14 protein-coding genes are annotated in these 14,390 nt (G+C 61.5%); 11 read left to right on the top strand and 3 right to left on the bottom strand.

Annotation, left to right across the window (positions count from 1 at the left end; translation table 11 throughout):
* Nucleotides 1-227: 227 nt before the first annotated feature.
* From AC07VF_RS22260 to AC07VF_RS22275, 4 genes are all read left to right on the top strand, one after another.
* A complete protein-coding gene (locus AC07VF_RS22260; protein ID WP_495009552.1) occupies nt 228-1,400 on the top strand; it encodes an XdhC family protein in 1,173 nt (390 codons plus the stop codon).
* Between the two features lie 94 nt (nt 1,401-1,494).
* Entirely contained in the window at nt 1,495-3,174 is a 1,680-nt protein-coding gene (locus AC07VF_RS22265) for an MFS transporter (protein ID WP_282371710.1), read from the top strand.
* Nucleotides 3,175-3,293: 119 nt separating this feature from the next.
* Nucleotides 3,294-4,409 carry an HlyD family secretion protein gene (locus AC07VF_RS22270; protein ID WP_495009551.1) on the top strand — a complete coding sequence of 372 codons (1,116 nt, stop codon included), beginning with the start codon at nt 3,294-3,296 and terminating at the stop codon, nt 4,407-4,409.
* Nucleotides 4,410-4,646: 237 nt separating this feature from the next.
* Nucleotides 4,647-5,858 carry a cytochrome c biogenesis protein DipZ gene (locus AC07VF_RS22275; RefSeq protein WP_495009550.1) on the top strand — a complete coding sequence of 404 codons (1,212 nt, stop codon included), beginning with the start codon at nt 4,647-4,649 and terminating at the stop codon, nt 5,856-5,858.
* A 32-nt stretch (nt 5,859-5,890) separates the two neighbouring features.
* On the opposite strand, the gene AC07VF_RS22280 is transcribed toward AC07VF_RS22275, so the two are convergent.
* Nucleotides 5,891-6,433 (bottom strand): cytochrome b, encoded by a 543-nt coding sequence (locus AC07VF_RS22280; protein WP_495009549.1) that lies wholly within the window; start codon nt 6,431-6,433, stop codon nt 5,891-5,893.
* 644 nt (nt 6,434-7,077) lie between these two features.
* Between AC07VF_RS22280 and AC07VF_RS22285 the strand changes: the two genes are divergently transcribed.
* Genes AC07VF_RS22285 through cysC form a run of 6 tightly spaced genes read left to right on the top strand, consistent with a single transcriptional unit; the run spans nt 7,078 to nt 12,303 of the window.
* Nucleotides 7,078-8,211 carry a transaldolase family protein gene (locus tag AC07VF_RS22285; RefSeq protein WP_495009548.1) on the top strand — a complete coding sequence of 378 codons (1,134 nt, stop codon included), beginning with the start codon at nt 7,078-7,080 and terminating at the stop codon, nt 8,209-8,211.
* Nucleotides 8,208-8,945 carry a sulfotransferase-like domain-containing protein gene (locus tag AC07VF_RS22290; protein WP_495009547.1) on the top strand — a complete coding sequence of 246 codons (738 nt, stop codon included), beginning with the start codon at nt 8,208-8,210 and terminating at the stop codon, nt 8,943-8,945. Before AC07VF_RS22285 ends, AC07VF_RS22290 begins: the two co-directional genes overlap by 4 nt.
* Nucleotides 8,942-9,673, top strand: a complete 732-nt coding sequence (locus AC07VF_RS22295) for an SDR family NAD(P)-dependent oxidoreductase (protein WP_192174081.1) — start codon at nt 8,942-8,944, stop codon at nt 9,671-9,673. The genes AC07VF_RS22290 and AC07VF_RS22295 overlap by 4 nt, the downstream gene beginning before the upstream one ends.
* A gap of 45 nt (nt 9,674-9,718) precedes the next feature.
* Complete coding sequence (locus AC07VF_RS22300; RefSeq protein ID WP_192174080.1) at nt 9,719-10,921, top strand: hypothetical protein; 1,203 nt, start codon at nt 9,719-9,721, stop codon at nt 10,919-10,921.
* The gene (locus tag AC07VF_RS22305; protein WP_495009546.1) at nt 10,890-11,672 is read left to right on the top strand and encodes a class I SAM-dependent methyltransferase; all 783 of its coding nucleotides are present in this window, start codon (nt 10,890-10,892) and stop codon (nt 11,670-11,672) included. The genes AC07VF_RS22300 and AC07VF_RS22305 overlap by 32 nt, the downstream gene beginning before the upstream one ends.
* Nucleotides 11,673-11,700: 28 nt before the next feature.
* Entirely contained in the window at nt 11,701-12,303 is a 603-nt protein-coding gene (cysC, locus tag AC07VF_RS22310; RefSeq protein WP_495009569.1) for an adenylyl-sulfate kinase, read from the top strand.
* Nucleotides 12,304-12,467: 164 nt separating this feature from the next.
* On the opposite strand, the gene AC07VF_RS22315 is transcribed toward cysC, so the two are convergent.
* Together AC07VF_RS22315 and AC07VF_RS22320 are read right to left on the bottom strand one after the other, a co-directional pair.
* Complete coding sequence (locus AC07VF_RS22315) at nt 12,468-12,707, bottom strand: PA2433 domain-containing protein (RefSeq protein WP_346631072.1); 240 nt, start codon at nt 12,705-12,707, stop codon at nt 12,468-12,470.
* Between the two features lie 49 nt (nt 12,708-12,756).
* Nucleotides 12,757-13,020: a hypothetical protein gene (locus AC07VF_RS22320; RefSeq protein WP_192174076.1), complete on the bottom strand. Its 264-nt coding sequence runs from the start codon at nt 13,018-13,020 to the stop codon at nt 12,757-12,759.
* 144 nt (nt 13,021-13,164) lie between these two features.
* Between AC07VF_RS22320 and AC07VF_RS22325 the strand changes: the two genes are divergently transcribed.
* Nucleotides 13,165-14,292 (top strand): serine hydrolase domain-containing protein, encoded by a 1,128-nt coding sequence (locus AC07VF_RS22325; protein ID WP_495009545.1) that lies wholly within the window; start codon nt 13,165-13,167, stop codon nt 14,290-14,292.
* The last annotated feature ends 98 nt before the right edge of the window (nt 14,293-14,390 follow it).

Consider the following 14,390-nt stretch of genomic DNA (forward strand, 5'->3'; position numbering starts at 1 on the left):
AGTCGGTGACCGATGGCCAATCTGCGCGCCGTCTGCGGTAACCTGCTGGCCATTCGCTGCAAGTGCACGGCGCACAACACGTGTTTCGCGGGCAAAAGCTGAACCTGCGCGGCGACTCACAGTCTGCACAACAGCACTTGCGTCACAGATGGCAGTGGCTTTTCAGGGTATGTGTCAGGTGACAAATGAATCACGCCAGATGAATGAACCGGTTTTTGGGGACGCGCATGAATGATCTATCCAGTCTGCTGGGGGCGCTTGATGAAGCGCAGACCGGGCAGCAGGAAGTGGTGATCGCCACGGTGGTCAAGGTCGAGGGTTCGGCTTACCGACGCCCGGGTGCGCGGATGGTTATCGCGCCGATGGGCGAGGCGACCGGCACCGTCAGCGGCGGCTGCCTCGAAAGCGACGTCAGCAAAAAGGCCTGGTGGCTGACCGCCAATGGCAAGCCGTCCCTGCGCACGTACAGCACCGGCGAGGACGACGACGAACTCGAAGACGCCGAGCTCAGCTTTGGCCTGGGTTGCAACGGCACGGTGCACATCCTCTTCGAACGGATAGATCCCCAGGCGGCAAGTCTGGTGGCGGACGTGTTGCGCGAGGTCAAGGCCAGCGGTGTTGGCGCTGCGCTGGCGACGGTGATCGGCACACAAAGCGAACGTCATACGGCGCTGGGCGAGCGGGTGGCGATTCGTTCATCCGGGCAGGTGCAAATCGACATGCGTGAGCGCTGGCTGGCGACGGCGGTGGCCGAGGACCTGAAAACGGTGCTCGCTGCCCGCCGCTCCGCCACCCGTACCTACGACAGCGCGGACGGCGCCGTTGAAGTGCTGCTGGAGTACATCGCCGCGCCGCGCCGGCTGGTGATCTTCGGTGCCGGGCATGACGCGATGCCCTTGGTCAGCATGGCGCGGCTGCAGGGCTGGCACATCACGGTGATCGATGCGCGCTCGCATTTCGCCCGTCCCCAGCGTTTTCCGGAGGCCGATCAGGTGCTGTCGGCGCCGCTGCAGCCAATGCCCGAACTCCACGCGATGGTCGCCGACGCTGCCGTGGTGGTGATGACCCACAGCCTGAGCCAGGACCGCCACTGGCTGGGGCAGGTTCTCGAGTCAACGCCGCGCTACATCGGCCAGCTCGGGCCACGCAGCCGCACCGAGCGTTTGCTCAACGAACTGCCGGATCAGGCCCGTGAAGCCGCTGCGCAGGCCAGCCTGCATTACCCGGTCGGGCTGGACCTGGGCGGTGACGCGCCCCACAGCGTGGCGTTGTCTATCCTCGCCGAGATCAACGCGGTGTTCAACGGCCGCAGCGGCGGGATGCTCAAGCACCGGCAGGCGAGCATTCATGCGGTGGATGTCACACTGGAGCAGGCGCGGGAGCTGAGAATGATTAGCTGAGTATGATCAGCTAGCCTTCACAGGCGGCCGCTTTCATAGCGGCTGGCCCCATCGCTTTTCAGTGGCTCGGCACGGCATTCATCAGGTCCGCTCAATGAACGACAAGTACAGACCCCACGACTGGGCTCCCCACGAGCGACCGACGTTGCCGGGCTCGCCGTCGACGCCCTTGCACGCAACGCCCAAGCGCTGGGCCTATGCCATCGTCGGGGTGATCGTGGCGTTGACCGGCGGGCTGGGCAACGCGCTGGTGGTCGCCAACCTTCAATATCTGCAAGGCTCGCTGGGCGCCACCCAGGCCGAGATCGCCTGGCTGCCCGCCGCGTATGTCATGACCAATGTGTCGATGAACCTGCTGCTGGTGAAGTTTCGCCAGCAGTTTGGTCTGCGCGCGTTCACCGAAGTATTTCTGGTGCTGTACGCGCTGGTCACCTTCGCGCACCTGTTCGTCAACGACATCGAATCGGCCATCGCCGTTCGCGCCGCCCACGGCATGGTCGGCGCGGCACTGAGTTCGCTGGGCCTGTACTACATGATTCAGGCCTTCCCGCAGAAGTGGCGAATGAAAGCCCTGGTGCTGGGCCTCGGCACCGCGCAGCTGGCAACACCGCTGGCGCGACTGGTTTCCGAAGACCTGCTGCAGATTGCCGAGTGGCGCGGGCTTTACCTGTTCGAACTGGGCATGTGCCTGCTGTCCCTGGGTTGCGTGCTGATTCTGAAACTGCCCCCAGGCGACCGCTTCAAAGCCTTCGAGAAACTCGACTTCCTGACCTTCGCCTTGCTCGCTTCAGGCTTCGCTGCGCTCTGTGCGGCGTTGTCGCTGGGGCGGATTGAATGGTGGCTTGAAGAGCCCTGGATCGGCATCGCCCTGGCGTCGTCAATCGTGCTGATCCTCGCCGGGCTGTGTATCGAGCACAACCGCACCCGACCGTTGTTGATCACCCGCTGGCTGGGCAGTGGCCGGATGATCCGCTTCGCCTTCGGCGTGCTGCTGACGCGGATCGTGCTGTCGGAGCAATCCACTGGCGCGGTCGGTTTTCTTCAGGGGATGAATCAGGGCACCGAGCAGCTGCACACGCTGTACCTGTTCATGCTATTGGGCAGCGTCGCGGGCCTTGCGGTCAGCGCGCTGACGATTGATCCGCAACACCTGTTCAAGCCGCTGATCATTTCCCTGGCATTGATGGCGATCGGTTCGAGCATGGACAGCTTCTCCACCAGCCTCACCCGTGAACCGCAGATGTATTTCAGCCAGTTTTTGCTGGCGTTCGGCGGCACCTTCTTCCTCGGTCCGACCTTGGTGCTGGGCATCAGCGGGGTGATCAGCAACCCGCGCAACATGGTCAGTTTTTCGGTGATGTTCGGGATCACCCAGAACGTCGGCAGCCTGATCGGCTCGGCGCTGCTGGGCACCTTTCAGGTCTGGCGCGAGAAATTCCACTCGGCGCACATCGTCGAGCACGTCACGCTGATCGACGCTCAGGTGCAATCGCGCCTGCAAAGCGCGAGCGGTGCGTATATTTCGGCCATCGCCGACCCGGCCGCGCGTACCAGCCTGGGCATTCGATCGCTGGCAACCGCCGCCACCCGCGAGGCCAATACCCTGGCCTACAACGACGTATTTATGCTGATCGCAGTCATCGCGGTTCTGACCATGATCTGGATCACCAGCCGCGCCACCTGGCTGTGGATCACCACCGAGCCGGTCGCGCCGTTTACGCCGGCCACACCTTCGGCATCTCCCTTAACACCTTCTGGCGCTCAACCTTCATGACAGAACCTGGCAAACCTTCTGGCACCCCTGCAAACAGCGCTTCAGGCGGCTCTTCTGGCAATGCGGCTCCCAACGCCGCCCCGTCACAGGCAACTTCCGCAGCGCCCGCGCCGGCGGTCATGCCGGCCACCACGCAACCGCGTTCGGCGCGCATACGCCTGGTGTCGGCGATTCTGTTCGGCGGCATTGCCCTGGCGGGTGTGCTGGTCGTGCTGTACGCGTGGCAGCTGCCTCCGTTCAGCAGCCCGATCGAAAGCACCGAGAATGCCCTGATTCGCGGGCAGACCACGATCATCGGCCCGCAACTGAGCGGCTACGTCTACGAAGTGCCGGTGCAGGATTTCCAGTGGGTCAAGCAGGGCGATCTGCTGGTGCGCATCGACGACCGGATTTATCAGCAGCACCTGGATCAGGGCATTGCTCAGTTGGGCGTTCAGCAGGCCGCGCTGGCCAATAATCTGCAACAGCGGCGCAGCGCCGAGGCCACCATTGCCCAACGTCAGGCCGCTATCGCGAATGCCCAGGCGCAGAGTGACAAGGCCGCTGCCGACCTTCGCCGCGGTCAGGCACTGGTGACCGATGGCTCGGTGTCGAAAAGCGAATTTGACGTGACCCGCGCGGCAGATGCACAAGCAAAGGCAGCATTGGCCGAAGCCAAGGCGGCGCTGGAGATTTCCCGTCAGGACCTGCAAACCGTGATCGTCAATCGCGGCTCGCTGGAAGCGTCGGTGAAGAATGCCGAAGCTGCCATCGAGCTGGCGCGCATTGACCTGACCAATACGCGCATCACTGCGCCCCGGGACGGTCAGCTGGGGCAGATCGGGGTGCGCCTGGGGGCGTACGTCAACTCCGGTGCGCAGTTGATGGCGCTGGTGCCGCGCCCGCGCTGGATTATCGCCAACATGAAGGAGACCCAGATGGCGAACGTGCGTCTGGGCCAGCCGGTGAGTTTCACCGTCGACGCGCTGGAAAACCTGAAGATGCGCGGCCGGGTGCAGCGCATCTCGCCGGCGGCGGGATCCGAGTTCAGCTTGCTGCCTGCTGATAACGCCACCGGCAACTTCGTCAAGATCGCCCAGCGCATTCCGGTGCGCATCACCATCGACGACGATCAGCATGACGTGGACCACCTGCGCCCGGGGATGTCGGTGGTGGTCAGCATCGACACCAGCCAGGACGGCGCCGTGCCGCCGGACCCCGTGGATGGCAAGGTGGATTCGGTGAACGGCCGCTGAATCGGCCCGCCTGTATCGCCGTGTATCCCGCTCCACGGCAGATACGTGCTGATTCATTCACTGATTTCCCGGACACACCGGCGACACCTCCCGGACGTTGAATGGCGGCTCCGAGGCAATACGCCTCGGCCGCTCTTTCAACCAACGCGCCCAGTGCCCGGAGCCCGCCATGAACTGGAAAAACCTCACCACCGCCTTTCTGTCCGCCACGCTCATCAGCGATGTGGGTGACCGACCATGTTTCTGATCGCCTTTCTCGGCGGCATCGTCACGGTGCTCAGCCCCTGCATCCTGCCAGTCGTACCCTTTCTGTTTGCCCGGGCCGATCGGACGGCGGGGTCGGTGCTGATGACCCTGTTGGGGCTGACGCTGACGTTTGCGCTGGTCTCAAGCCTGGCCGTGGTCAGCAGTGACTGGGTCGTGGCGGCAAACGGTATCGGCCGCAATATCGCGCTGGTGATCCTGACGCTGTTTGCCCTGTCGCTGCTTTCGGCACGCGTGGGTCACTGGTTAACGCTGCCGCTGGTGGCGCTCGGCAATAGGCTCGACCCGGCGACGCGGCGCTTGTCCGGGCCGCTTGCTGCATTGCTGATCGGCGTTGCCACCGGCCTGCTGTGGGCGCCGTGTGCCGGGCCGATTCTGGGCATCATCCTCACTGGCGCCATGCTGCAAGGGCCCAGTGCGCAGACCAGCCTGTTGCTGCTGGCGTACGGGCTTGGCAGCGCAGTGTCGTTAGGGGTGCTGATCTTCGCCGGACGCGGGTTGCTCGCGCGGCTGAGACTGTCGTTACCGGTCACTGCCTGGCTGCGGCGTGGCGCTGGCTTCGCTGCGTTGCTGGTGGCCGTGACCCTCGCCACGGGCTCGCAGAATCAACTGCTTGCCGGCACCTCATCCGAGGGCGCAGCAGCGGTGGAAAAGGCCCTGCTCGGCGGCGTGCCCAAAGTCATCGATTACGTCGTCTCCAGCGTCAAAGCGGCAGCGGCACCGGACGTCGCCAGCCAGGGCGCGATGCCTTCGTTGTCCGGGGCTACCGCGTGGCTTAACTCGCCGCCGCTGAGTGAGGCATCCCTGCGCGGCAAAGTGGTGCTGGTCGACTTCTGGACCTTTGACTGCATCAACTGCCAGCGCAGCGTTCCTTACGTCAACGAATGGGCAAAGAAGTACGAAAAGGACGGCCTGGTGGTCATCGGCGTGCACACGCCCGAATACCCGTACGAACGGCTCATCGACAACGTGCGCAAGCATGTCGCCAGGCTGGGCCTGAATTACCCGATCGCCATCGACAACGACTACGCCATCTGGCGCGCTTTCGACAATCAATACTGGCCCGCGCATTACCTCATCGACGCCAGGGGGCAGATCCGCTACACCCACTTTGGCGAAGGCGCCTACGACACCCAGGAGCAAGTCATCCGCCAGCTGCTCGACGAGGCCCACTCAAAGGGCTGAAGCGAGAGGCGCTGACGAATGAAAGGTCGCGCTTACACCATGCGTTTGACAGTGTTGTCCTTGCGCACGAAGTGGTGCCAGATCGCCGCGATCACGTGCAGGCCGATGACGTAGTAAAAAATCGTGCCCAGCAGGATGTGGTAATGCTCCAGTGTTTCGGCGGTGTCCTTGGACATGTCGAACGGCGCCGGAATGCTCAGGGAGGTCAGGGGGATGGGCAGGGCGCCGCGTTCCAGCAGCACGGTGAACAGACCCAGCAGGGGTTGCGCGAACAGGAAAGCGTACAGCGCGTAATGGGACAACGTGGCCGCCAGACGCAATACGCCCTCCAGGGGCGGGGTGATGCCCGGCGGCGTATGGCGGTGGCGCTCGGCGATGCGGAAAAACGCCATGACCAGCACGACGATGCCGACCCAGAAATGCGTTTGCACGACGAAGGTTCGCGCGTCACTGCCACGGGCCAGTTGGGTACGGCTCAGGATCAGCGCGTAGGCGAGCACAATCAGGATCGCCATCACCCAGTGAAACCAGCGGGCTTTGTAGCTGTAGCGTTCGGTATCGGAAGGTTTGCTCACGGTCAGGTCTCTTGGTCTGTTTTTTTGATCTGGCGCGGCGCAGTCACTGCCGCAGCGCTTTCATAACCCAACGTCTGGCGGCCGTCGAGGAGAACGTGCAATTCGAACGGCGCCTGGGGCCTCACCCACTTGCTCTTGAAACCTGCCCGTCCCGTTAACAGCTCCTTCCGAATGTCTAACCAACTTGAATGGTATGACTAACTAATTTAGAGATTGTGGCGCCGATATACATTTTGCTTATTTCCGCTCGATACTATTCTGCACATGTTCCTGTACTTGATTTTTAATGTCATTCGTTTGAGTAACTTCAGATAGTGGAAGAATTTTAAATATCCCTTCATATTCACATTAGAAATAAAAAACGCCGTCACTTATTCTGATTTGGCATTAAAATTCCGTTGAATTCCGTTTGACAGGTCTTCCGCTTGGATCCATCTTAATGCCTCGACGGCTCAGATCCCTGACTATCAGCTTGAAAAAGCTGGCATTTTGCCCATATGCAACCGGGGCCTCGAAGTTTGTGAATCTATCGAAAAGGAAAGGGCATCTTCATGGATGTTTCAGGCTTCGTTCACCTTTTAAAACGTCATAACTCTGATGCGCAAGTCTGGTTTGATTCGTCGCCGACTGTATATAAAGGCTGCGTGAAGAAGTTGCTGTGGGCTTATCTGGATGCGCACAATTTTATTACCGGATTATTGCCCAATGAACCGGATAGTTCGGATGCCGGCGTCAGCGGGGCCACCACCAACCCGACGCTGATCAGTCAGGCGGTCATGAGCAATGCAGCTCATTACCGTGATTTTCTCCACACCCTGCCCCCTCCGATGTCGGCAGACGCTCGGCTGCGACAGCTCTACGACCAGGTGGTCATCGACAGCGCCCAACCGTTGCTGCCGCTGTTCAAGCGTTCAAGAGCCCGATACGGCTGGCTGTCGGCGCAAATCGAGGGCGGGCACTGGATGAATCAGGACGCGCTGGTTGTCCGCGGGCTTGAGCTGGCGGCGCTGGCGCCGAACATCATGATCAAGATCCCGGGCAGCGCCCAAGGCTATCGCGCCATCGAACAATTGGTGGCGCGGGGTTGCTCAATTAACAACACCTTCTGCTTTACCGTCTCCCAGCTGGATGCCTGCCTCAAGGCCATTCACGCCGGGCGTCAGCGGGCGCTCGCCAACGGCGTGAGCACGGAGCGGGCGCGTTACGTGGTCAGCTTCATGATCGGTCGGCTGGGTGCGGAAGCGGAATTCGAGCGGCAAGCGCGGGGCAGTCGTATCCACCTCAGCCGCACGGATAAACGCTGGGCCGAGCTGGCGGTGTATCAGGCGATGCAGGCCCTGATGCGGCGGCGCGAGACACCAGCGCAACTGTTGTTGTGCAGCATCAGGGTCGACACCGATGCGCGTGGACGCGAGCATTGTTGGCACCTGCAGCGCACCGGGGCCGACACCACGCTGTACACGCTGACACCCCAACTCATCGAGTTCCTCGTGCGCCGTCAGCAGGCCGGGCACAGCATCGCCCCGGCGACGGAATGGGTGCAGATTCCCGGCAAAGTCCTTGATCGTCTCCTGGCCATTCCGTATTTCAACCAGGCGTACTTTGAACGCGGCCTCACCCCGGACGAATACGCCCGTCATCCGGCCTTCCTGACTGCAGGCAATGACGTACGCCTGGGCGTGCAGCGCCTGCGGGGTTTCATCAACGACACCCTGGATCCGCCAGGTGTCACGCCTCGCATTGCGCGTCGTCCAGCGACCGTGGAGGGGCGGGCATGAACCGCATGATTGGCCTCTGGGCCCATCCGCGCTCGCGATCGACGGCGCTGGAAAGGGTGTTCATCGAGCGCGGTGATTTCGAGGTTTTCCACGAGCCGTTTTCGCACATGGCGTTCGACGAACAATCAGCCATTCCCCATGGGGACCTCAACTGCGGGATGCCCCGTGACTACGAGTCGATCAAGGCCCTGTTGCGTAACACCCGCCAGCGCGCCCATGTTTTTCATAAAGACATGGCCTATCACTGCCTCGACCGGTTGAAGGCCGACGCCGAGTTTCTAACGGAGCAACAGAACGTCTTCATCATTCGCGATCCGGCCCGGGCGATTCTGTCCCATCACGCCATCTTCCCGCAGATGCCGGCGCACGCGATCGGTCATCAAGCGCTGTACGAAATCTTCCGCGAGGTCAGGCGGCTGACCGGCCAAACCCCCTGTGTGATCAACGCCGAGGACCTGGCCAGCCACCCGGAGCACACCGTGCGCAGGCTTTGCGACCACCTGCAACTGGATTTCATGCCCCAGGCATTGAGCTGGAGTGCAACGTGCCCCGAGCAATGGAAGGCCTGGCGCAGCTGGCACAAGGAGGCCGAGAACAGCACCAGGATCATGCCCGACAGTGCTGATTTCGATGAGCGTCCTCTGCACGCCAATCCCCACCTCATGACGTATTACCAGCTGCATCGACCTTTCTACGAGCGTATGAATCAGTTCACCGAGCAGGGACAGCCATGAAAAAAATCGTCATCACCGGCGCCGCCAATGGCATCGGCAAGGCCACCACCATAGCCTGCGTCAGAGCCGGCTATTACGTCATCGCAGCGGACATTGACCGGCTGGGCCTGCAGTCGCTTCAGGCAAGCCTGCCGCTGCACCGACTCGAAACCCACCTGGCGGATTTCTCCCAGGCGCACGTCTATCAGTCGTTTATCGGCAACCTGTACGACCTTCACAAACACCGGGCGCTGTATGCCCTGGTCAACAACGCCGGGATCTATCACGGCAAAAGTGTCTACGACTACAGCGACTCGGAAGTGGACGAGATCTGGGCCGTCAACCTCAAGTCGCTGGGGTTCCTGTCCAAGGACTTCGCGCGGCGGGAGTCGGCGGCGGGTTACTCGCGCAGCATCGTCAACATCACATCGGTGGCAGGGGAAGTCGGGAGCATGGATGCGTGGTACGGCGCGACCAAGGCGGGCGTGATCGGCCTGACCAAATCCAACGCCTGGAACTTCGCTCCCCGGATCAGGGTGAACGCCGTGTCCCCGGGGCTGATTCGCGACACCTCGATCCATGATCGTATTCCCGATCCCCGCCGCAGGGAGTACGAGCGACAGGAAATCATCAAGGAGCCCATCCAGCCAGACGGCGTGGCCGACGTCATTCTGTTTCTGCTGTCGGAACAGAGCCGCCACCTGACCGGAAAAGTCATCGCAGTGGATAACGGCGCTTACCCGCGCTAGTGATCGGGAACACCACCGTCCCTCACGTCTTTCAGGGAGAACACCATGCACCGCAAAAAACTGCTCATCGTTGGCGGCGGCAACCTGTGCCTGCAAATCCTGCAGATCCTGGCCCCGCGCAATCAATTTGAATTCCACGTCGCCGGTCGCGATCTCGAAAAGGCCACGCGGATGTGCAATCTGATCCGACTGGCCGCGCTGCAACAGAACGTCACGGTCCAGATTCACAGCCATCAGATGGACCTGCGCGAATCGTGCATCAGCCGCAATGCGGAAACGCTGTTACAGATCCGGCCAGACATCATTCTCAACTGTGCCTCGCTGCAATCCTGGCGGGTGATCACGCAACTGCCGGCCGAACGCTTTGCTGCTCTTGATCAGGCGCAGCTCGGGCCCTGGCTGCCGATGCACCTGGCGCCGGCCTACGCGCTGATGCGAGCCGTCAAACAGTCCTGTCCGAAAAGTCTGGTGGTCAACGCGGCGTTCCCCGATGCAGTCAATCCGATTCTTTACAAGGTCGGCATGGCGCCGGACATCGGCATCGGCAATATCGCCAACCTGATTCCGGCCACCCGCAGCGCCGTAGCGCATCTGTCCGGCTGCCTGCCAACGCAGGTCTGCGCCAAACTCGTTGGCCACCACTATTTCAGCCACAGCGTCCCCCGCCATGGCCTGCCGCCGCAACGGCTCGAAGCCAGCTTCAACCTGACGTACTGGATTGATGGCGAAGAGCGCACCGACGAACACACGGCGGAGGCTATTTTCGGTTGCGTCGCCCGTGAATTCAGCCGGTTGGGCGGCGTCGACGGGCAATATCTCACCGCCATGTCGGCCGTGACGGTGCTGGAAAATCTCCACGCCGAGCATGAGGTGCGGGTCCACGGTCCAGGCCCCCAGGGGTTGCCCGGCGGTTATCCGGTCAAGGTCGGCATGGGCAAGGTGCTGCTCGACCTGCCGTACGGCGTGACCCGGGAAGAGGCGATCAAGGTCAACGAAGCGGGGCAGCGGCTGGACGGCATCCAACTGATTCGCGCCGACGGCACGGCGGTGTTCGGTGAGGCACAGATGCAGGTCATGCAGCGTGAACTGAATTTCGCCATGGCCGAGATGCGCGTCTGCGACGCCGCCGCCTGGGCGGAGGAACTGGGCAGCAAATACCTGGCGTATGCCGAGGGCGCTCAGCACAACAGCGGTCACCACACAGGAGTCGCCGCCCATGCCGCCGGTCATCGCGCTTTCGCCTGCTGACCGACTGGCCGTCGCCGATCACGACTATGCCGGGCAATACGCCGTGGACTTCGTCGAGCGCTGGGATGAATTGATCGACTGGGACAAACGCGCGGCCGGCGAGGGGTCGTTCTTTTATGATCTGCTGCGCCGGACGGGGGGCTGGCGTGTGCTGGATGCCGCGACGGGCAGCGGCTTTCATGCGGCGCAGTTGCACAAGGCCGGCTTCGACGTCACCGCCTCTGACGGGAGCCCGACCATGGTGCAGCGGGCCCGACGCAACTTCGATCGGCTGGGCGTCGACGTGCCGGTCCATCGTTGCGACTGGCAAGCGCTGGATGCCCGCGTACTGGGGAAGTTCGACGCAGTGCTGTGCCTCGGCAGTTCGCTGTGCCACGTGTTCGACCGCGAGGCTCGCATCGCCGTGCTGAAAAGGTTTCGGCAGATGCTCAAACCCGGTGGACTGCTGCTGATCGATCAGCGCAATTTCGAAGCCATCCTCGCCGGCCGCTTCAGGTCAACGGGGCGCTATTACTACTGCGGCGACACCGCCAGCGTTACCCTCGGCGAACTGGACGAGTCGGTGTGCGAGTTCGTCTATCGCTTTGCCGACGGGGCGCAGCATCGGCTGCGGGTGTGCCCGATTCGTCCGCGCCAGTTGCAGGACGAACTGCGCGCGGCCGGCTTCCGCGCGCCCCATGCGTACGGCGATTTCAAACCGATCTACGACGTCATGAACGTGGACTTCATCATTCATCAGGCCCACGCCTGACCCTGACTCAAGGAGGAGCATTGTCATGATCAGCCATACCCCTGGCCTGACGCAGCACCACAATCTGGTGCCGTATCCGTTCACTCCGATAATTCCGGCCACGTGCGTCGCCAGACCCCGGGTCATCTGGTTGACCGGCCTGTCGGCGGCGGGCAAATCCACCATCGTCGACAGCCTCAACCCGGTGCTGCGCGCACGCGGGTTGACGACCTGCATTATGGACGGCGACTCCCTGCGCACCGGTCTGTGCCGCGACTTGAGTTTTTCTGCGGAGGATCGTGAGGAAAATGTGCGGCGGGTGGCGGAAGTCGCGGCGTTGATGGTTGAAGCGGGGCTGACGGTGATGGTGGCGTTGATTTCGCCGACCCGCTCGGCTCGGAAGTTGGCCCGCTCGATTGTTGGCAGTGCGCGGTTTGTGGAGGTGTTTGTGGACGTGCCCCTGGCGGTGGCTGAAGCGCGGGATCCGAAGGGGTTGTACCGCAGGGCCCGGGCTGGGGCGATTCCGGGGTTTACCGGCGTGGATTCGGCGTATGAACCGCCGGTGTTTCCGGAACTGCATATTCGCAGTGATCAGGTTGAGGTGGGGCGGGCGGTGAGGATGATTGATGACTGGTTGTTGGCGCGGGGGTAGGCGATGGCCGCATGGGTTGCGATCCAACACCCCCGCCGTGCGAGTCCGTGATTCCCCTCGCCCAGATCGATCTCCCCCGGCTGAAGGCGGCCCCACTAAATCAACGTATTCATCCGGTGGGGCCTTCTTGAGACGAGCCGCTCCCATAGCCGCTGAGCGCGCAGTTACTTCTCCTTGATGTGGGACAACGCCTTGTTCGCCTGGTCGGCGCATTTCTTGAAGTCGCCCGATTCATGGGCTGCTTTGGCCTGTTGATGCTCATGGTGACCTGACGAGGTGAAGTCAGCCTCCGTCGCTGCCTTCAGCTTTTCGAGTGCCGCTTCGCACTCGTGGTGATCATCCTTGGCAAACGCAGGTCCTGCGACGATAAGTGCTGCAAGCAGAGATAAAGAAAGAAAACGCATTGACCACTCCTTTCAAATAACAGCCATTAATAAACAGAAATTAGCGCACTTAGAGATGCTTCTTGGCTTCCTTATCCAGATGCTTATCCGCTTTATGACGCTCATCGTCGTCATGTTTAACGCCTTTATCCACTTCGTTGGCGTCATGCTTGACGCCTTTGTCTGCTTCCTTGGCATCATGATCCACGCCCTTGTCCAGCTCACGATTGTCGTGACGAATCCCCTTTGCCATTTCGTCTTCGGCGAGGGCCAAAGGAACAACGGACGCAGTTATCAGCGCCGTGATGAGCGCAGACGAAACGAGCTTGTGCATGGTAATACTCCTGAGCGAACGTCGAGGTCCTCATGACCTCATCGCTTTTCAGCGTAGACAACGTTCAGCAAGATACAAAAAGTTTGGCTATGCCACCGACGGCGCGGGTGCTGCGGATGGAACTGACTCAAGAAGACCCAGGCAATGACTTCACATTCGCATCTTCAAGCATTCATCGATCGCCTCGCGCCTGCCAGGGTCCCTGGCCTTGCGTCAGCCGTCGGGGACAGTCGGGGTGTGATGTGGGAAGGGGCTGCCGGGTATGTCGATCTTGAGCAGAACATGCCGGTAGATCCCGACTGCACCTTTGGCGTGGGCAGCATAACCAAGGTGTTTGTCGCGGTAGTCACGTTGCAACTGGTGGAGGAGGGGCGTATCGGTCTCGATCACACCTTGGCTCAGTACCTCCCAGTGCCGATGCTGAAAGGCATTGCGAATGCCGCAACCGTAACCCTTCGCCAGTTGCTGTCCCACTCCAGCGGCATCGCGAGTTGGGAAGATGACGCCCGATGGATTCGTGACGGGAGAGGCGAGCACATGACGCCCGGCAAACGTTGGGCCCATTCTGAGCCACTGGATTACATCCGTGGCGTGGGCGCCGTATTCGAAGCGGGTGAAGGTTTCCATTACTCCAACACCAACTACACATTACTGGGCTTGCTCATTGAAGCAGTGACTTCTCAGCCCCTTGAACATGTGCTGAAACAGCGCATTATCAGCCCGCTCAAGATGACCTCGACCGGTCTTGAAGACGCTGAAGGACTCACAGCCTCGGGCATTTCCAGACGCTACCATTGGGCGAGCGAATGTTTTCTTAAAGCGGCCGGCGTCGCGCCTTCCTGCCGTTACGTCGGCCCAGGCTTGCTGGACGTTTCATCCAGTCAGTTGTCGGTCGAGTGGGCTGCAGGCGGCATCGTGTCTTCGGCATCGGACATCGTGACGTTCATGGCGGCCTTGAAGTCCGGGCGGTTGCTGGGCCCGATGATGCAACGGCAGTTTTTTGCCTGGCTCCCCGCTCAGCCCGGCAGGCAGATGGGGCTGGGTATTTTCCGTGCTTCTACGCCATACGGGCCTGTGATCGGTCATGGCGGGAATGTGCTTGGGTTTAGCGCAACCACGTGGTGGTTCGAAGAAACCGACTGCGTGCTGGCTCTCCTCACAAACGTGGGTTCGATGCACTCCGGCCCTAATGCCTGGTCCGCTTCCAGAATATTCGAATCGACGACGCTGGGAATGGAAGCGCAGGAAGTCTGCAGGCTCGGGCGGGCGTGATCCGGTTAATGTCGTTGCAACAATTTGGGTCAAGTCATGAGCAGGGACATCATCGCTCGACCGCTCAGACGCGCATTCCCGCGGAACTCTTCAAGCAT

This window comes from Pseudomonas sp. GW821-FHT02H06 (genome assembly GCF_059421525.1).